Annotated in this window: 14 protein-coding genes; all 14 read left to right on the forward strand. The window is 44.7% G+C overall.

Going from position 1 to position 19615, the window contains the following annotated elements; translation table 11 throughout:
• Positions 1-216 precede the first annotated feature (216 nt).
• Positions 217-1554, forward strand: a complete 1338-nt coding sequence (locus F9K33_06305; GenBank protein KAB2880088.1) for a hypothetical protein — start codon at positions 217-219, stop codon at positions 1552-1554.
• Positions 1555-1576: 22 nt separating this feature from the next.
• A complete protein-coding gene (locus F9K33_06310) occupies positions 1577-2596 on the forward strand; it encodes a M20/M25/M40 family metallo-hydrolase (GenBank protein ID KAB2880089.1) in 1020 nt (339 codons plus the stop codon).
• A 159-nt stretch (positions 2597-2755) separates the two neighbouring features.
• Positions 2756-3454 (forward strand): hypothetical protein, encoded by a 699-nt coding sequence (locus F9K33_06315; GenBank protein ID KAB2880090.1) that lies wholly within the window; start codon positions 2756-2758, stop codon positions 3452-3454.
• A 210-nt stretch (positions 3455-3664) separates the two neighbouring features.
• Positions 3665-5455 carry a hypothetical protein gene (locus tag F9K33_06320; protein ID KAB2880091.1) on the forward strand — a complete coding sequence of 597 codons (1791 nt, stop codon included), beginning with the start codon at positions 3665-3667 and terminating at the stop codon, positions 5453-5455.
• A gap of 4 nt (positions 5456-5459) precedes the next feature.
• Positions 5460-6224, forward strand: coding sequence for a tetratricopeptide repeat protein (locus F9K33_06325; GenBank protein ID KAB2880092.1), 765 nt, complete (start codon positions 5460-5462; stop codon positions 6222-6224).
• Positions 6224-8644, forward strand: coding sequence for a DNA internalization-related competence protein ComEC/Rec2 (locus tag F9K33_06330; protein ID KAB2880093.1), 2421 nt, complete (start codon positions 6224-6226; stop codon positions 8642-8644). The genes F9K33_06325 and F9K33_06330 overlap by 1 nt, the downstream gene beginning before the upstream one ends.
• Before the next feature lie 3 nt (positions 8645-8647).
• The gene (locus F9K33_06335; GenBank protein KAB2880094.1) at positions 8648-10945 is read left to right on the forward strand and encodes a hypothetical protein; all 2298 of its coding nucleotides are present in this window, start codon (positions 8648-8650) and stop codon (positions 10943-10945) included.
• A 7-nt stretch (positions 10946-10952) separates the two neighbouring features.
• Complete coding sequence (locus F9K33_06340; GenBank protein ID KAB2880095.1) at positions 10953-12398, forward strand: sigma-54-dependent Fis family transcriptional regulator; 1446 nt, start codon at positions 10953-10955, stop codon at positions 12396-12398.
• Positions 12399-12433: 35 nt separating this feature from the next.
• Positions 12434-13276, forward strand: coding sequence for a glutamate racemase (locus F9K33_06345; protein ID KAB2880167.1), 843 nt, complete (start codon positions 12434-12436; stop codon positions 13274-13276).
• A gap of 80 nt (positions 13277-13356) precedes the next feature.
• Positions 13357-14547, forward strand: coding sequence for an acyltransferase family protein (locus F9K33_06350; GenBank protein ID KAB2880096.1), 1191 nt, complete (start codon positions 13357-13359; stop codon positions 14545-14547).
• 34 nt (positions 14548-14581) lie between these two features.
• Positions 14582-15208, forward strand: coding sequence for a MarC family protein (locus tag F9K33_06355; GenBank protein KAB2880097.1), 627 nt, complete (start codon positions 14582-14584; stop codon positions 15206-15208).
• A gap of 37 nt (positions 15209-15245) precedes the next feature.
• Complete coding sequence (locus F9K33_06360) at positions 15246-16025, forward strand: hypothetical protein (GenBank protein ID KAB2880098.1); 780 nt, start codon at positions 15246-15248, stop codon at positions 16023-16025.
• 203 nt (positions 16026-16228) lie between these two features.
• Complete coding sequence (locus F9K33_06365; GenBank protein KAB2880099.1) at positions 16229-17509, forward strand: peptide MFS transporter; 1281 nt, start codon at positions 16229-16231, stop codon at positions 17507-17509.
• A complete protein-coding gene (locus F9K33_06370; GenBank protein KAB2880100.1) occupies positions 17466-19607 on the forward strand; it encodes a TonB-dependent receptor plug domain-containing protein in 2142 nt (713 codons plus the stop codon). The genes F9K33_06365 and F9K33_06370 overlap by 44 nt, the downstream gene beginning before the upstream one ends.
• Positions 19608-19615 lie beyond the last annotated feature (8 nt).

Below are 19615 nucleotides of genomic sequence, written 5' to 3' on the forward strand. Positions count from 1 at the left end.
ACAACTGATGGCGGAGGCGCGGTAATTCCATCCTTCCCCGCATCGACACCTACATTCGGTGGAACAATCACAACTACGGTCCTTAGTGATTCTTCTGTAACACAAAACACAGACAGCGCACAGACCGAGCAGGCAACACCCAAGATCGAGTCGCAAAACAAAAAACGAGATTTTGGTGTGCGAAAAAACACCAGGAAAAAATAAGGAGTGATCAACATGTTACAACGGCTGAGTTTAATCCTATGGATTGCCTTTTTTGTTCCGACTCATATTATTGCGCAGAATGAAACGGACGCCATCAGGCCTTTTCAGAACGAATTCGGCCCCGGCGCACGCGCCATGGCTCTGGGCGGAGCTTATTCGGCTGTTGCGGAAGATTATACCGCGGTATACTGGAACCCGGCCGGGCTTGCGCAAATTCGCAAGATGGAATTTTACGGTAGTTTATCTCATCTAAGTTTGAATAACAGCATTGGTTATCAAGGAACGACCACCGAGACTACAAATGGATTTACCAACATGAATGCAATCGGCGCGGTATTCCCAATTCCCACCTACCGCGGCAGTTTGGTTTTTGGTATCGGCTATCACAGGATCAATTCCTTCGATGATTTTAATCAGGTGATCGGGTCGCCTCGTGATAACACCGGCCGCAGTTTTTATCAAAATGAAAAAACCACAACAGGCGGTAATCTGAACCAGTGGTCTTTTTCCGGGGCCGTGGATCTCACTAAAACATTGTCGGTCGGCGCTACGCTCAATCTCCTGGTTGGCAAAAATAACAACGACGTCGCCTACTTTGAAGACGATAGCTACGATGATCTTCTTTTGGATGTGTATACACGGGAAGTTGAATTTCAAATTAATCCGGATTACTCGGGCGTTGGTTTTAAGATGGGCGCGCTGTTAAAACCCTCCGATAATTTTCGGGTTGCTGTCACGGTCACGGCGCCGTCTTCATTAAAAGCGGAGGAGAGTTCGACTTATTCGGAATATCTAGTTTATGACGATAATACTCCGGACGATCTTTTTACCTCCGATTCTTTTTTGAAATACAGAATCACGTCGCCATGGAAATTTGATTTTGGAGCTTCGTACAAGTATCAATTATTTCTCCTTACAGGCGCAGTTGAAATGACCGACTGGACGCAAACACGATTTCATTCCAACATACTTGATGAAAACGCCAAAGACATCGACGGTGAGATCAACCAAAGTATTCTATCCAATTATCGCCAATCAGCCAACTATCGGCTCGGCGCTGAAGCTGCCATTCCCAATCTTGGGATAAAGGCCATGGCGGGATATTTTTATCAGGAATCGCCTTTCAAAAAAGGTACAGAGCGCATCGCAAGCAACAAACAATATCTATCGGGCGGACTGAGTTTTTTACTGGACAAACAGGTCAAGATCGATGCCTCATATCAACACGGTTGGTGGAAACAATCCACGACGGATTTTTTACTTGGTACAGATTACCAAGGCAATCAACTTGTAACCGATGAGAAAATAACAGCAAATCGTTTTGTCATCAGTTTAAGTTATCGATTTTAGTTTCATCTAATCTATCAAAGTCATGAAGATAATAACATCATCAAACGGCGGACTATTATCCGCCGTTCTTTTTTTGCTCTTCGTTCTATCTAATAACGCACAAAGCCAGGTAGGACGGCTGGATCAGCCGGTGCCGCCTTTACAGCAGATAAAAATAGCCGACTCAGTCTTTGACACAACGATTCTTAAGCTTGTCGATCAAGTGAACGGTAAAGAAATCCACTCTTTGATCGCAACGCTTGCCTCGGATTCGTTTGAGGGGCGGGCAACGGGATCTGCGGGTTTTGAAAAGGCGGCAAATTATGTAAGCAGGCATTTTGAACAAAATAATGTAGTGCCGATCGGCAGTTCGTACTTTCAGAAATTCAAGCTCGATACAAAAACCGTCAGATCGAAAGTTCATTTGCACGAAACCTCTAACGATTCCGTAGAAACCATGAATGTGGTCGGGATAAAAAAAGGCACCCTCTATCCGGACGAGTTCGTCGTGCTCTCGGCGCATCTCGATCATCTTGGGAAAAAACAGGACAGCATTTTTTACGGCGCCAATGACAATGCGAGCGGCGTCGCGGTGATGATGGCCGTCGCGGAGGCGCTGAAGGATATTTCGACAAATTGTTCCGTAGTCTTTATTGCCTTCACGGGGGAAGAGGTGGGTCTGCTCGGCTCAGCCTATTTCGTCACGCATCCGCTGATCGAACTCAAAAAGATCCGATTCATGATCAATCTGGATCTGGTTGGTTCAGGCACTAATGGTATCATGGTTCAGGGTGTGGACGGGCATAAAGAAGTGTTTTCAGAGATTCAGAAGGTCAATCAAAAATATTTTCAGTTCGAGCTCGGTACACGCCCCAATTCTCCCAATTCCGACCACTACTATTTTCATCTTCTCGGTGTTCCGGCATTCTTCATGTATGTCTACAACGGGACGATGCCATATCATTCACCGGGCGATACGGCGGAGAAAATCGATTCTGTCGTGATTGAGAATGTGGCGAAATTTGTGCTGATGAATGTGTGGTGGTTTGCAAAAAAAAGTTGAATGAAATTGTCTAACGGAAAAAAAAAGTCGGAAAGCCCCTTACTCAACTAACAAAATCTTATCACCAACATGAGGAACGACTGAAATGGAAATTGTTAAGCCTATCTGGCCACAAACTATCCGGCTATTGATTTCAATAATTTAAATGGAGATTTATATATGAATTCAGTGAAGTTCCTCATCATAGAAGCATTTATTTTTATTTTTTTTTGTTCTTCGGCTACTTCCGCGCAAGACGGCAAGACCGAAAGTTTTAACTCTATACACAAATCAAGATGGGCATTTCAATTAAGCGATGATTTTAGCTCAGTCATTTTACAATTAAAATATCATGTGTCTAACAACACAGCCATACGTTATGGGATACTTTTTGGTTTAGGAGGAACCGACGGCAAGGGCTCATTTCATAGACTACCAGTTGATACTATAACATCAAAAAGTAAAAATGAGTATGACGATTACACCATATCGAACCGAGTGGAGTTTCTATATTATCCCTACGCTGAAGACCATTTTGCCCTGTATTCCGGGTTTGGTCCTGAGTTGGGGTTCAGTCAATCAAAAGGGATCAACAAGCATGGGGATCCTAATTACTCCGGTAAAAGTGAGATGACGTCGAAATCTTGGTATACCGGAATAAATCTTCTAATGGGATTAGAATGGTTTCCCACAAAAAAAGTGAGTTTATTTACTGAATATGAACTTTATGCGTATTTCCAATCGGCACACCAGACCTATAGCGGCGAAAGCACAAGCACCTTGGAGCCGGAATCATGGGGCTACAAGGATAAGTATAAAAATACAGGTTATAGAACAGGTTCCAACGGCATGAGGCTTGGATTATCTCTGTATTGGTAAAAGTCTAAGGACGTTAACTACGAATAGATCCTGACGGTTGTGAGTCCACATTCAAGTTAGAAACCGCCAACTTTATTAAATTCGGCAACCGTCAGGAAGTTTTTTTTACTAAAGGGTATTCGTGATAGTAAATGTACGAGTGCAACAAATAGATATTGATAAAAACCCCCAACCTGATTATTTTTAGCCTACCTCTGAAAAAGAAATATCATGGTCAGAAACATTATTATAATTTTAATTGTGTCTTTCGCAACGCACGTTCTGCAGGCGCAGAACGTTCGCTGCAGTGCGTCGGTGGAGAGAACGGTGATCGAGGCCGGAGAATCCTTCACGCTGACCGTCGAGATCAGCGGAGATGATATTAATGTGACGGCGTATCCCCAGCTGCCGCCGCTCAAAGGCCTTGAAGCTATTTATGCCAATGCCGGAGAATCCACGTCCATTCAAATCATCAACGGCAAGAAAAGCGTTTCAAAAAGTTATCAGTTTTTGCTCCGCGCAAAAGAAGCCGGCAAATGGACAATACCGTCGATCAGTGTGGAAAATAACGGAAGAGCTTATACCACACAGCCGCTCACCATCGAAGTCGTTCCGGCGGGCACGGTTTCAGGAAATCAAAACGCTTCTTTGTCGAAAGAGGTTTTTCTGGCAATCGTTTCAGCAAAAAAAGAGGCGTATGTGGGCGAACAGATCATGGTTTACCTGAAAATTTATACGCGCGTGAATATTACACAATATTCACCGACGAAAACTCCGAATTTTACCGGATTCTGGGCGGAAGATTTCCCGATCAAACAACCGTTGGAACCGGAGCGCGAAATTCTAAACGGCGTTACGTATTCTACATTTACCATTAAACGGACGGCTGTATTTCCAACGCATGCAGGAACTTTGAGTATTGATCCGGCAGAAATAGACTGCGAACTGCGCATTTCCAAAAAAGGGCGCAGCAATATGTTCGATGACTTTTTCTCACCTTTTGGTGATCCGTTCGGACAAGTTGTACAGACAAAACTCGTTTCCAATTCCGTTGACATCAAAGTGAATGAGCTACCGGCAGAAAAACCGGCGAACTTCACCGGGTTGGTCGGTAATTTTGATGTCACGACTTCCGTCGATAAGGCGTCACTCAAGACCGGTGAGGCGGTGGTTTACAAAGTAGAGATCAGCGGTACGGGAAATATCATGTCAGCGGAAATTCCACCCAACCCATTTTCGGATGATTTTGAAAAATATGATCCAAAATCGTCGGATGAGATCAATAAAAAAGGAAACCTGATCAGTGGGAAGAAAACTTTTGAATACGTGGCCGTTCCGCGCGCGAGCAGACAATTTGAAATACCACCGTACGTTTTTTCCTATTTTGATCCTTCGGCAAAAAAGTACATCACAAAATCTTCGTCATCGCATACGCTCGATATTGCGGTCGGCACAGGCGGTATTGCAAGCGGCGGCGGATTGTCAAAAGAAGAAATTGCTCTTCTGTCCAAAGACATCCGCTATATTAAATCCGACGTAGACGATTGGTTTCAAAGTGATCGCGGTTTTGTATATCGATGGTGGTTCATTCTTCTGTGGATCGTTCCGGCAGGCGCGTGGCTGAGTGGGAATCTATTTTTGAAGAGACGGGCGAGATCGTTGCAGGATATTGAAGGAGCAAAATACAGGAAAGCCAGTCCATTGGCAAAAAAACGCCTGAAAACTGCTGAAAAATTAGTGAGGGAAAATAAGGTCGATACTTTTTATGCCGAAATAGCCAAAACATTGAGCGGCTTGGCGGCGGACAAATTAAAAATTCCGGAAGCAAGTCTTATGAAAGAACTGCTGGAAGAGCGATTCCGAGAAAAGAGAGTTGACGAAGCGTTGATCAAAGAATATTTGGATTGCTTGCATATGTGCGATGAAGCGCGTTTTGCTCCGGAAAGCAAGTCTAAAGAAAAAATCGATGAAGCGTATAACCGCATTCGTTCAGCTATACTGAATATGGACAAGGCAATATAACCCAATGATGAAAATCATATACACGCTCCTGGCGATTACCCTGACATCAAACGTTTTGAATGGACAGGGCATCTCGATCTCTTCGGAAGATCTTTTCGCAAAAGCCAACCTTTCCTATGAGAAAAAACGATATTCCGATGCGCAGATTTTGTATCAACAGCTTGTCGACGCGGATTATTCATCGAAAGAACTTTTTTATAATTTGGCTAACACCTACTTTAAAATGAAAAAATACGGCTATGCTGTATTTTATTATGAAAAAGCCATAAGGCTCGATCCATCCGATGAGGACATCGTCTTTAATCTTGAGTTGACACAACTGTATCTGAAGGATAAAATTATTACTCCGCCTGATTTTTTTGTATATGATATCTCAAAAAAAATAATGCGCTCCTTGTCGACAAACACGTGGGCGGTAATGAGTCTTCTGGGTTGGTATATTTTTGTAGGATTGATATTGCTTGGAAAAATCCACAGGATGCAACGGCGCTATGTCAAAATACTGATAACAACCGTCGGGATTTATCTATTATTTTGTACAATTAATTTTGGCGCCGGGGTGTATTCACGCGCGAAAACCCAGGAAGCAATTATTTTGAATGCCGCCGCCGATGTGAAAAGTGAGCCGGATAACGCAGGAAGTATTATTTTTGTATTGCATGAAGGAACTAAAGTTCAGATTCGTTCGAAAAAAGCAGATTGGTTTGAAATCAAATTGCGGGACGGCAAGGTAGGATGGCTTCGTAGAGACGATTTAGGGATTTTATAATGGGCCAAACTCGCGATCCGCTGCGTTTGTATCCCGCCGTCAAAGTTGTGCTCCTTTTTATTCTGATCATACTTATCATTCGGTACACCGGCATATCGAGTCTCTTTGTTTCAGGTCATTCCCTCATATTTTCTCTCGCCGCAATAGGCCTGATAACGGGAGCGGCTCTTCTGCGACGAAAGATGAGGTTGCTCGCATTCTTGCTTTTTATTTCCGGAATTTTCTTTCTTATTTCCGCCCGTTATCCGTCCGGAAGATTCGAATCATCCCACATTTCACATTTTAATCAATTAGGCCGGGAAGTTGAAGTAAAAGGGATCGTCAGCCGTGATCCGCAATTGATCAAAGATAAAATTCGTTTTGTCTTTGAGGTTCGCTCCATCCGTGTGACTCAACATATTGAGTATCCAACCACCGGCCAATTACTCATCACACTGCGTGACGAGGCTCGTATTCCGAGAACCTATGGTGAGGAGCTGATTCTGTATGGGAGTATTTTTGCTCCAAGAGATGAAAGAAATCCGGGCGAATTTGATTACGCGCAATATCTTGCTTTTCAGAATATTTACGGATTAATGTATCTGGGTGAAGCGGGACAAGTGGCCGCAACGGGACATACGGAAACGAACCCGATCCTGAAATATTTTATTCATCCCATTAAGCATTACGTATTCGAGCTGAATAATTCCACCTTATCGCCGCTTAGCGCTTCGATTTTAACCGGTTTGCTCGTTGGTGAACGCGGTGAAATTCCAAGTGAGGTTTTGGAATATTTCTCCTATAGCGGTACGATTCACATATTGTCTATCAGCGGACTGCATATCGTTTTTATCACGGCATTGCTATTCGGATTTTTCAGTTTTCTCAGGCTGCGTTATAACCTTAGAATTTATTTTACTCTAGCCTGTCTCGTCGTTTATATGGGCGTTGCCGATTTTATTCCATCGGTGGTGCGTGCCGGAATTATGGCCGGCGTCGTTTTAGTTGGCACCCTCTGGCAGGTGAGGGGAAATATTATAAACAGTCTTTTTGTTTCGTTAATCATCATTCTCTTTATGCAGCCGCTGGCATTGTTCGATATTGGCCTTCAATTATCTTTTACGGCAGTATTGTCCATAGTGCTGATTTATCCAAAACTGGAAACGGCATGCAAACGATTTGGTTTTTTTCAATCCGGCGACATGAGTTTAAGTGAAAAAATACTCGCGTTACTTCTCGTGTCTGTTGCCGCCCAGATTGGAACGATTCCTTTTACAGCATATTATTTTTATAAAATCCCGCTGGTCGCGCTTGCGGCAAACGTATTGATCGTTCCTTTATCCAGCTTTGTAATGGGCATTGGTTTTATATCGGCGATGGCCGGCACATTCTCGTTTACTATTGCGCAATGGTTCGCCAACGTCAACGAGTTGTCCATCCTGCTGATGGTCAAGATCGCCGAGTGGTCGTCCAAAATGCCGTTTGCTTACACGGAATTTTACAAGATGGATTTGTGGAGTATGCTGATATTTTACATGATTCTATTTTATTTTCTTACATGGAATGTTCTAAAGATCAGAAAATACGGTATGATTGCGGGATTGGCCGTGATTGCTATTTTCATTTGGAGGCCGGTGTGGAGTTCCGAACAACCACTTGAGATTATATTTCTTGATGTCGGACAGGGCGACGCCGCCGTAGTACGAACTCCTCAAAATAAAACGATTCTTATCGACGCCGGCGATTGCAACGAACATTTTGATCAGGGCGAGAGGGTGGTGGCGCCCTATTTGAGAAAAATCGGCGTCCATCATATTGATTATCTGATCATGTCGCATCCGCATGACGATCACATTGGAGGAGTGTTTTATCTGCTGAAACATTTTACCGTTGGGCAAGTGATTGACCCCGGACAATTTTACCGATCCGATGTGTACGACAGCATTCTGTGCCAAATAGAACGGCGCAGTATTCCACGCCGCATAATACGCGCCGGGGACGCGCTTGCAATTGATAAGGATGTTGCGTTATATTTCATGCATCCGGGGAAACAGTTTGTTTCCGAAAACGCGCCGGCGCCCGCGGGAACGAATAACACATCTCTTGTTTTCCAGCTCAGGTGCCATGGCGTCAAGGCGCTATTTACGGGGGATGCCGAACTCCCAAGCCTGTCCGAAATAGGCGACTACTCGGAAACGCTTCAAAGTGATATTCTGAAAGTCGGCCATCACGGTTCGTGGAACGGGACGTCGCAAACATTTCTGTCGAAAGTGCAGCCTAAGTTTGCCGTTATTTCCTGCGGGGCATTCAATATGTTTAACCACCCATCGCCGGCAGTTGTCGGCGATCTGGTTCACATCGGAGCGAAAGTATATCGAACGGATCAACAAGGAGCCGTAATATTCAGGGCAGATGCCAGCGGTATCTATCGCGTAAGGTAATCTATGTTCGGTTATGATATGATCGTCATGCTTGGTTTTTTTGTCGGCATGATCCTGTACGCCGTTTTGAGCGGGGAAATAATTAAGCGCAAAAATAAACTGATGCATGAACATGTTTTTTTGTTCATGGTCCTTATTCTGACGATATGGCACGGATTCCAGTTTTTTGCATTGACCATCAAACAAGTTTTCGGCCGGCCGGCGCAAGAGATATACACGGAATTACGCTATATATCGCTGTACAGTATTGTGTTCCTTCCGGCGGTGGTGGTACATGTTCACGCCTCTTTCCTGGATTATGTTCATCAACTGGTTGGCCGAAAGGGCGTCTTTTATAAAATATTCCCTCTCTTTTTTTATCTGCCAATTATTTTCATTATTTATTTCGGACAGTATACGATCGTAGATTCACGAAGGCGTATTCTCGATGAAAACATGAGTTTTATTCCCGTCTTTATTTTTTTCATAGTGATCGCGCTCTGGGTTTCTGCAATGCTATCGATTCGAATTATCATGTTGAGCCGAAACGAAAAATGGCGGCAATTTTTTGTGGTCGAGACGGTTATCATTTTTATAATTTCGGCTTTGCTGCTGTACTTTTATTTTTTCGGAGGAACGGGAAACGTTCGATTGGATAAATCGCTCAAAAGTCTATTGATGATTTCCTCGCTCATTCCAACCGGGGTTATGATCTATCTCTTGTACAAATATCCTTTTTACTCTACGGTGGCACGGAGGCGCTTTCTGCTGATCACGATTGCAGGAACTTTTTTGAGTATTTACATCGTAGCGGCGCGAGCATTACGGAAAATGGGAGAAGATAATCCTGATCTCAGCGTTGAAATGCTGGAGATTCTGATTGTGTCGCTGATGTTCATTTTATACGAACCGGTCAAATATATGATACGTCGCATCGCCGGGTACTACGCCCTCAATCAGAAATATTTGTACCAATCTATGATTCGCAAGATCAGCGAAAAGATCGTGAGTGCGGGCAACTTGGACGATTTACTGAAGGTAGTTCATTCGTCGGTCATTGAATATTTTAATGTGGAAGAAGTCGGATTGTTTATCTTAGGCAAACACATATATCCTGAGCGCATGTATTATTCCGTTACGCAGAGTCTGGGTGATATAAAGGAATTCAAACTGGAATCTGTAGTAAAGAATATTCAAAAAGGCAACGGATTGTATGAGGCGCGTCGCATGAATCTTTTTCATTTCAGGTCTTCTGAAATTCCTTATCATATTTATCTCGGTATCAGCCTGGAAAATGATCTGGTCGGTTTGCTAGCTATCGGTAAAAAGAAGACCAATGAGGAATTTACATTTGAAGAAAAGGAAATTCTGCTGACCGTATCAAGCCAGATAGCCATTGCGATTGAAAATATTGAATTAGTTCAGCGGCGTATCGAGCTGGAATCTAAAATGTTCCAGGCCGATAAATTATCGTCGCTTGGCCTGCTGGCGACAAGCATTGCGCACGAAGTAAAAAATCCTCTGAGTTCTATCAAGAGTATTGTGCAATCGCTGAGGGATGAGAAGAAAAAAAGCGGGAGCAAGGATCACGAACTGATGGATCTGCAGATCATTACGGAAGAAATTGACCGCCTGACCATTGTGGTAGGGCAGCTGCTCAAATTTGCCCGAACGGATGATTCCGATGAGGATGAAATTGATATAATCAAGATCATTGACAATATTCTGACTATTCTTCGCCAAGAAACCCGCGGCAAGGGCATCAAGCTGTATACCAAATATGAACATTCGCCGTTGATGATCAAATCCCGGCAGGGAGACTTGAAAGAGATCATTTTTAACATTATTATCAATGCGATACAATCGATGGAACACGGCGGCCGGCTCATGTTCAGTGCGGGCTACACCGTGCGGGAGGCGGATCTGTTTGAAGCGACGTCATCGGAAAAACACTCGAGCGTAATGATCGTAGATAAGCTGTATCCGCCCGATATTGCGGACGGATTTTCCGAGTGGAATCTTGATCCTATGATCGTACACTCGATTCAGTCAACAGAAAAAAAGCCGGCTGTGGAATATGCGCCGCATTTGCTGCCAGACCAGAAACGGTGTATCAAAATTGCGATCACCGATAACGGTTCCGGCATCAGTCCTGAAAGAATGGAAGAAATATTTAAACCATTCTACACCACGAAATCGTCCGGTACAGGCCTTGGACTGGCTATTGTAAAAAATAAAACCGAAGCCATCGGCGGTAGGCTGATATTACGCAGCCAGAAAGACGTCGGTACTTCATTCGAAATTTATATACCACTCAACTAAGTAATTTATGAGCGAACCCATTACACCGGATTTCACATTACAATCCACTATCGGCGTTCTGATTGTAGATGATGAAAAAGCTGCACGCTACGGTATGGCCAAAGCCCTGAGGCCGGAAGGTTATCGTATTGCCGAAGCCGAGGATGCTCTTTCCGCATTGAATCTGATGAGTACTAATAGTTACGATGTCATCGTAACGGACGTTTCAATGCCCGGTATGAACGGCATTGATTTTGTGAAAAAGCTCAAGGAACGTAGAATCGAAAGTCTTGTGATTGTGATTACGGCTCACGGTTCAGAAAAGACGGCGGTCGAGGCTATCAAGTCCGGTGCATTCAATTATATGTCTAAGCCGTATGACATTGAAGAATTACGCGCGCAGGTCGGGCATGCCGTGCAGCAGGTTTTACTTCAACGTGAAAATACGCAGTTAAGAAAAGAACTTCAGATCAGCAAAGGATTCACCGGATTTATCGGCGACTGCAAACCGATGCGGCACGTGTATGATCTTGTTGACAAAGTAAGCAAAAGCAACGTAACGGTGCTCATTCGCGGCGAGAGCGGCACAGGAAAGGAATTGGTAGCCAAGACGATTCATGATCAGAGCCTCCGCGCCAAAGGGCCGTTTATTTCCATTAACTGTGCGGCGATTCCAAAAGAATTGATTGAAAGCGAACTCTTCGGATTTGAAAAGGGCGCGTTCACCGGTGCGGTAGCGGCGAAACAGGGAAAATTTGAATTAGCGGACGGCGGAACCCTTTTTCTCGACGAGATCGGCGATATGTCGCTCGAAACGCAGGCCAAAGTTCTGCGCGTCCTGCAGGAAAGAAAATTCGAACGCGTCGGCGGCACGGAATCCATTCAGGTGGATGTCCGTATTCTCAGCGCCACACACCGTGATTTGTCTAAATTTATACGCGAAGGACAATTCCGGGAAGACCTGTATTACCGCATTAATGTGGTGGAGATCGAAGTTCCGACTCTACGCAAACGCGCGGGCGATATACCTCTGCTGGCTAAACATTATCTCAGCGTGTTTGCGCAAAAACATAAAATTAACGTCACGCGCTTTTCAAATGATGCAATGAAAGTACTTATGGATTATGACTGGCCCGGCAATGTGCGCGAACTGATTAATGTGGTTGAACGCAGCGTAGTGCTTAGTTCCGGCGAGGAAATCACAAAAGACTTGTTGCATGACGACCTGAAAAAAAACGGCGATTTCAGTCCGATGGGAATCAAAGAAATTCTTGAGCGGGGCGACGTGAGTTTCCAGGACGCCAAACAGCGCGTCGTACGCGCGTTTGAACGCGAGTTTATCATGGAATCGATGAAACTCAATCACTGGAATATTTCACAGACCGCGGCAAAACTCGGCATGAAGCGGCAGTACTTACAGCAGAAGATAAAAGAATTGGAACTGAATATCCAGGAAGCGAAGGAGCATCTATGACAAACTCACGCCCGGAGTCCGCGGCGAGCCCTTTAATGGACACTCCGCAAACACTCAGCGATCAGCCCATCGGAATTTTTGATTCCGGTATCGGCGGTTTGACCGTGGTCAAGGAAGTTATGCGTCAATTGCCCAATGAACGCATCGTCTATCTCGGTGATACCGCGCGCGTGCCGTACGGCACAAAGTCCGATCGCACGATCAAAGCGTTTACTCTGCAAAGCTGTTTATTTTTACTCGAACATGATGTCAAGATGATCGTCATTGCCTGTAACACCGCCAGCGCGGTCGCATTGGACTTCATTGCCAATATGTTCAAGATACCCGTGATCGGCGTCATAGTGCCGGGTTCGTCCGCGGCGGTCGGGCTCAGTGTGAAACAACGTATCGGTATTATTGGAACGCAAACCACGGTCAACAGCGAGGCGTACCCCATAACGATCAAGAAGATGAATGCCGAAACGGAAGTTTTTTCGCATGCGTGCAGTTTATTTGTGCCGTTGGCGGAGGAAGGCTGGCTGGATCACGATGTGACGCAACAGATCAGCGGGGAATATCTCCGGCATTTCGAAGGATCGAATATTGACACGCTCGTGCTCGGGTGTACGCATTACCCCATGCTCAGTACGACAATACAGAAATCTATCGATCGCATCATAGGGTCCCCGGTTGGCCTCATTGACTCCGGCGTAGAAACGGCGAAAATTGCAAAAAAAATTCTTGCCGACAATAAATTGCTCAGCGCCAAAACGCGTAGAGCGCAGCATAAGTTTTACGTAACCGATATGCCGAAGAATTTTGTGAAAGTGGGCGAAAGGTTCCTCGGATCAAAGATGGAAGATATTGAAACGGTGAATGTAGAGATATTGGGGTTTTGACTTCTTGTATGTATCATAGCCATTTTAAGAATAAAATAAGCCGCACCAGTTCCTGCAACAGATAAGACAAAAGATCCTCCATGCACAATATTCCTTCACGGCCCGTGAAATTAAGATTATATTATTTGGACTGGATCCGGGTTTTGGCTTTCGGCCTTTTGTTATTTTATCATATTGCGCTTATCTTTGTCGATTGGGATTTTCATATCAAGAATTCGGAGCTTTATAACGGGCTCAAATTACCGATGCTGTTTATAAGACAGTGGCGCATGCCGCTATTGTTTCTGATTTCTGGAGCGGGATCCTGGTTTGCGATAAAAAACATCAGAAACGGCGCATTCATAAAAAAGCGGATTATCCGACTCCTTATCCCGCTTATTTTTGGATTTTTAGTTATTACTCCGCTACTGAATTATGTGGGGCTTTTACACAAAGGGGCAACGTACGGATCGTACGCGTCTTTTATGGAAAATCATTTCTTCCATCATTTTAGATGGAATCACTTATGGTTTATCGGTTATCTTTTAGTCTATACCATTCTGGCACTACCCCTATTTCATTATTTACGCGGGACAAATGGAAAGAAATTGGCTGAAAAAACGGCGATGTTTTTTTCGGCAAAAAAGTATAGTTTGCTGCTGCTTGTGATACCGCTGTTCATTATAGAATACACATTAAGAGACGCTTGGCCGGACAAACGAAAATTGATCAATGATTGGTATAATTTCTCTTTTTACTTTGTTACGCTGATTTACGGATATTTTATTGCTTCGAATATGTCGATCTGGGACCGAATCGAAGACGACCGCACGTTTTACTTTTTATTGGGCGCTGTATGTTTTATCTTTATCTACACGGAGCTGCATCAGTCGGGCGATGATTTCCTTGAGAAGTCCTACGATGCCGGCGTAATATACAAGCTTGTCAAGAGCGTCAACACCCTTGCGTGGATGTTCTGTTTTCTGGGATACGCGAAACAATATCTCAATTTCACCAGCCGGCCAATGCGCTATGCGAACATGGCCGTATATCCGTTTTATATTCTGCATCAGCCGGTATTGATCATTATCGGCTTTTTTGCGGTGCAACTCGATATTGGAATTTTTGCGAAATACATTTTAATTTCCATGGGCACCTTTTTATTTATTTGGTTATTTTTCGAATTTGTTATCCGTAGGTCTAGATGGGCCGCTTTATTTTTTGGCGTAAAAGAAAGGGACCTCACGAGAGATAAAGCGCACAACGTCATATCAAAATTATTTGTTAATTGATGGTTAGATTTTTACCCAATTTGTTTGGAGAATTATGATCCAAGATTACCTTCTCGCATTCATTCCGATCTTTGTTGCAATCGACGTGATCGGTATAGTTCCGGTATACCTCACGCTGACCGAAGGTATTCCGGAGAATCCAAAACGGCGGGTTTTGCGGCAGTCCATATTCACTGCGTTTCTTGTCAGTATGACGTTTCTCGCTCTTGGAAAAATTATTTTTCTTTTTCTCGGAATTACGATGAGCGATTTTAAGATTGCCGGCGGAATCATTTTGTTTGCCATTGCGATTAATGACCTGCTGTTTTCTACTGAAGAGAGGAAAAGCCATGAAGTACAGGACGAAACAACCGAAATCAAAATTCAGCATACGGCGTCGATCGGCATAGTGCCCATCGGAATTCCGCTGATCGTTGGGCCGGCCTTATTAACGACCTTGATGATATCCATGGACTCGTACGGCATGGGGCCGACCATTTCCTCTGTTGTAATTAATTTGCTGATTGTTTATACTGCTTTGCGGTATTCGCCATATATTCTGCGGGTTACAGGCCGCAGCGGCGCCAAGGGTATCGCTAAAGTGGTAACGCTTTTATTGGCCGCAATCGGTGTTATGATGGTACGCAAGGGGATCACTGAAATTATTCAGGGCGGGATGTAAACACTTTTCGTTTGATTCGAAATGACGCTTAGGAAAAATGATAAAGAGAAATTTTGACATAGATGAGCCGGACTTTGAAGAAGACGATCGCGGAAATATGGATCCGGAAAATGCGGAGGAATTCAAAGAAGAGATCTTCGCAGTCATAACCAGGAACATCCTGAGCGCGGATGAGGTCGAGCGCAACGACGCCCTTCACCTGATCCCGTATCTCGAATGCGATCCACGTCTGTCAGACTACCTGCATGCGCTGATGAACGATGCCGATCCAAACCGTATTCTCACCGGCATCATCGGCCTCGGGCTTTGGGCTCATTCCGATGGTTTTGCAGCGCTGATTAATTTTCTGACCGATGCAAATAACAAGGATGTGATCACGCCGGAAATCGAGGAAGAGATTATTATTTCTATCGGTAATATCGGCGGCCACGAGTCTTTTGATTTTCTTAAAAATTATTGTCTTCAAAGGTATTTGCAAAATCCGGACGATGAAGACGCATTGGGGATGGCTGCCGTTGAAGGCATAACGCAGATCGCACAGAAAGGGCATGGAGAGGCATTAAAATTTTTAACGGAAGCGAGTGTGCACCCCGCATGGAATATGCGCGAGTCCTGCGCGGACGGATTCGGCGTTATCTTTAGGGGCAAGGAAAAGATACCCAAACCGATTTATGACCTGCTTATCCGGCTTTCCAAAGACAAAAACACCAACGTACAAATTGCAGCGTATATGAGTCTGGATGACATTGTGGGGTTGGATGAAGCTAACAAAAAAATACTGGCCGACGCAAGGAACAAACAGGTCTTCGGCGAATAAAAACCAACCGCCGTAAGTCTGCGGTGAATGCCAAACCCGATAGAATTTTTTTAAGACCGGTAATATAAAACATAACCATAGACCACAAAATAAAACACAAAGGACACGAAGCCTGTTCAATAATGCGGTTTATATGTGACCGTTATGAATTTTCTTTGCGTCCTTTGCGGTTAGTGGTATTCCGATAACCAATGCGAGGAACTATGTCAAAACTGCGGGATCAGTTACAAAAGGTTCGTGAAGGATTTCATCCTACATTCTGGGTTGCCAACGGGATGGAGTTGTTTGAACGTCTGGCTTTTTACGGCCAAAAAATTGTCATGAGTCTGTATTTGCGTGACAGGCTTGGCTTTACAGAAAGCGAGTCGGGGCAGCTCTCCGGTATTTTTGGCGGCATGATCTATCTGCTCCCGATCGTCGGCGGCACGCTGGCCGACAAATGGGGTTTTCGAAACGCATTCTCCATTGCCTTTACGATTCTTGCCTTGGGATATTTTCTTGTCGGTTCGGTGGGGATGACGGCATTTCAAGGCCTCTACGGCGACACATCGCAGTACTGGCTGCTGGTTGCCTTTTTATTTTTTACCGCGATCGGAGGATCATTTATAAAACCGGCCGTATTGGGAACCGTTGCCGTGACGTCGAAGCCGGAAACAAAATCGCTGGGGTACGCTATTTATTACTGGCTGGTTAATATCGGCGCCGCTATCGGTCCCACGATCGCGTATTTCGTTCGCGACAGCTTCGGAATGGAATTTGTTTATGTCGTTTCATCGGTCAGTTGTCTCGCTATGCTTATCGTCAATCTCCTGATGTACAAAGAGGTGAAAAGCGAAATGACCGAGGTCACAGAATCGCTTGGCAAGAAAATCGCGAATCTGTTTCTGGTTTTGGGCAATCTGAAGTTCATGGTGCTGTTGCTGCTTTATTCATTATATTGGGTCATGTTTTGGCAGGAGTTCATCGTACTGCCTTACTACATTATTGATTTTATTGATCCGCATGCGCCCTACGAGATTATTCAATCCTGGTCTGCTGCGGGCGCCATCATATTGCTGCAAATTCCAGTGAATTATCTGACGAAACACATTCGCACGCGCACGGCGATTCTGGTTGGCTTTGGCGTTTCCAGCTTGTGTTGGTTGATCATCGGACTTTATCCCAGCATTCCAACGATTGTAGCGGGAATTGTCGCGTTCGCGCTGGGCGAAATCATGCAGGCGCCCCGTTATTATGAATATATTTCGGACATAGCGCCTCCGGGACAACAGGGATTATTTCAGGGATACGCTTTTTTGCCCATTGCCATAGCGCTGTTTGCCGGAGATCCTCTTGGAGGTTGGATGTACGAGAGCCTTAAAACAACGCCGAATCCGGAAATGATCTTTTTTGCGCTTTTTGGCGTCGGCGCATTTGCGACCGTACTGATGGCAATTTACAATGTGGTCGTCGGACGGCAAGAATCCAAACAAAAGGTTTCTTGACGCCGAAGGGTTTTACGAAATTAAGTCGAGCGAAATGCATTCTAAGATAGCCGAAACGATATTGTGCGTTTTTTTTCTACTGGGAATTCCATACGGTGTGCTTGAAGCGCAGGAGGCCGGTTCGATAAAGATTCCTCCCGATTCGGCGGTGGTTTCAGGCGAGGATTCACTTTGGGCCGATGCGTTCTCAAAATTGACCATCCAACACATAAATCAACAGGCCGACTCAGCGAACCTGTTCTTTCATTCCGATTCCTCATTCTTCTACAAAATTATCAGTCACGATGAAATGATGAAATCCTACCATGGCGATTTCGCAGACTGGCTGTGGGTTGCAGGAGGATTTTATGTACACGACCTCGGCAGCTACGGTAAACCGATCACGGCATCAACCAACGGATTATCCAATCGCCACATTCTTGTTTTGCTGGACGGCATTCCTATGAACGATCCGGATGCGGGCTGGATTAATTTGAATACGATCTCACTTGAAAATATCGAGCGTATCGAGATTTTCCGAGGAAACGGTTCTCCGCGGTACGGCGATCAGGCCGCCGGAGGATATGTTAATATTGTTCCGCGACAATTTACAGCTAACGAGCCCCTCACGTCCATTAAATTCCGTTCCGCGTTCAGCCCTTTTCAGGACATCGGAATTTTTTTCGGAAGAAATCTCGGCAGCCATCTTCAAGTTTATGTCGGAGGTTCCGCGAAGGAAACGCCCGGGGAACAGAATGTACAGGGGTTGCAGGGCGGGTTCTTGTATAATTTTCAGCGAACACGCTATGCCGGAAAAAATCTGTATGCAGGGATAAATTTTCTGATTACGCCCGACTGGTCAATGAAATTCTATACACAGAGCAACAAAGACAGGTTCGACGCCTACGGGCGGAATATTTTCGGCGACAAAAATATTTTTGATTTTTCCACGGTTGGCGGATTCCGCAAGGACGAGAGGACGGATTACCATATGAGCCTTACCGGAAAAACAGATCGTTCTCTTTTTCAGTCGCACTTGTATTTTGTTAATATCAACCGCAACTCAAATAGTTTTCCAAAAGAAATAAGTATTCCGTCATTTTATTCAACGCAGTCTGTCGGATGGGATGGGCGGTACGGTTTGAATATAGCGCAGCATCGGTTATGGATCGGCGGAGAATATGTAAAACGTTCGATTGACCGGATCCCTACGCAGGAAACGCGCAGTAATCAAACGGCCATATTTGCCGGAGATACCTTTGAATGGAATACATTGGTGATACAACCTTCGGGACGGTATGAATATCATACGATCTATCATCAGGCGTTCTCCGGGGCATTGACAGTAACGCTGCCCGTGAATGACCATTTGGATATTTTGGCGAATGCAGGTCATACGGAAACCTTTCCGACATTAATGGATGAGTTTCAAAATAACGTCGGGCGCTATGAAACTCAATTTTCAGGATTTCCTCCGGGTGATTTCAATTTTCCGATCAATTTTGCTAAAAACCTTTCCAAGCAAACAACGCAAAGCTTGTCGTCATCCATTCATGTGAAAAACATCTTCTATTTTGACCGCGTGGTCATTAGCGGTTATGGAAATAACCTGCGCGACGCATTGTATTACTATCCCGTGAATTTCAACACAGATTCTATGGAGATCAAGGTTGGGAATCTTTCCCGTTCTAAAACGTACGGCGTGGAGTTTGAGTTCATGAAAAAAATTGCCATGTTTGAATTTACGGCCCGGCAATCGTTATCCAAAGGCGACGACGAAGTGCGTCAGGGAGTTCCGGCCTATCGCACTTATTTTAGCGGGTATGGCACGTTTCTTTTTTTAAAAAATAATCTGAAACTGACTGGATTTTTGTCGGCGATGTACGTCGGAAAACATGCGGGATTCAGTTTTCACGATGCGCCGCAGATATATTTCATCACGCCGCGATATGCGCGCGGAGGATGGATATTGAACACGCGGATTTCGGTAAATATAGGAACGTTACAGATTTTTTATGAGGCGGAAAATTTTCCGCGCGTGCGGTTTACCATGCTCGACGGATACGATATTACGCGACAACAGGTTCGCGTCGGGCTGATCTGGAAATTGTATAATTAGGCAAAAGC

The sequence above is a fragment of the bacterium genome, from assembly GCA_008933615.1.
In the GTDB taxonomy this organism is placed as follows: Bacteria; CLD3; CLD3; order SB21; family SB21; genus SB21.

What these genes read in the sequence shown, in the direction of transcription:
- F9K33_06370 (KAB2880100.1), top strand. Translation starts at nt 17,466, where the DNA reads ATGTGGTCGTCGGACGGCAAGAATCCAAACAAAAGGTTTCTTGACGCC.
- F9K33_06315 (KAB2880090.1), top strand. Translation starts at nt 2,756, where the DNA reads ATGAATTCAGTGAAGTTCCTCATCATAGAAGCATTTATTTTTATTTTT.
- F9K33_06355 (KAB2880097.1), top strand. Translation starts at nt 14,582, where the DNA reads ATGATCCAAGATTACCTTCTCGCATTCATTCCGATCTTTGTTGCAATC.
- F9K33_06360 (KAB2880098.1), top strand. Translation starts at nt 15,246, where the DNA reads ATGATAAAGAGAAATTTTGACATAGATGAGCCGGACTTTGAAGAAGAC.
- F9K33_06305 (KAB2880088.1), top strand. Translation starts at nt 217, where the DNA reads ATGTTACAACGGCTGAGTTTAATCCTATGGATTGCCTTTTTTGTTCCG.
- F9K33_06325 (KAB2880092.1), top strand. Translation starts at nt 5,460, where the DNA reads ATGATGAAAATCATATACACGCTCCTGGCGATTACCCTGACATCAAAC.
- F9K33_06365 (KAB2880099.1), top strand. Translation starts at nt 16,229, where the DNA reads ATGTCAAAACTGCGGGATCAGTTACAAAAGGTTCGTGAAGGATTTCAT.
- F9K33_06320 (KAB2880091.1), top strand. Translation starts at nt 3,665, where the DNA reads ATGGTCAGAAACATTATTATAATTTTAATTGTGTCTTTCGCAACGCAC.
- F9K33_06335 (KAB2880094.1), top strand. Translation starts at nt 8,648, where the DNA reads ATGTTCGGTTATGATATGATCGTCATGCTTGGTTTTTTTGTCGGCATG.
- F9K33_06310 (KAB2880089.1), top strand. Translation starts at nt 1,577, where the DNA reads ATGAAGATAATAACATCATCAAACGGCGGACTATTATCCGCCGTTCTT.
- F9K33_06330 (KAB2880093.1), top strand. Translation starts at nt 6,224, where the DNA reads ATGGGCCAAACTCGCGATCCGCTGCGTTTGTATCCCGCCGTCAAAGTT.
- F9K33_06340 (KAB2880095.1), top strand. Translation starts at nt 10,953, where the DNA reads ATGAGCGAACCCATTACACCGGATTTCACATTACAATCCACTATCGGC.
- F9K33_06350 (KAB2880096.1), top strand. Translation starts at nt 13,357, where the DNA reads ATGCACAATATTCCTTCACGGCCCGTGAAATTAAGATTATATTATTTG.
- F9K33_06345 (KAB2880167.1), top strand. Translation starts at nt 12,434, where the DNA reads ATGGACACTCCGCAAACACTCAGCGATCAGCCCATCGGAATTTTTGAT.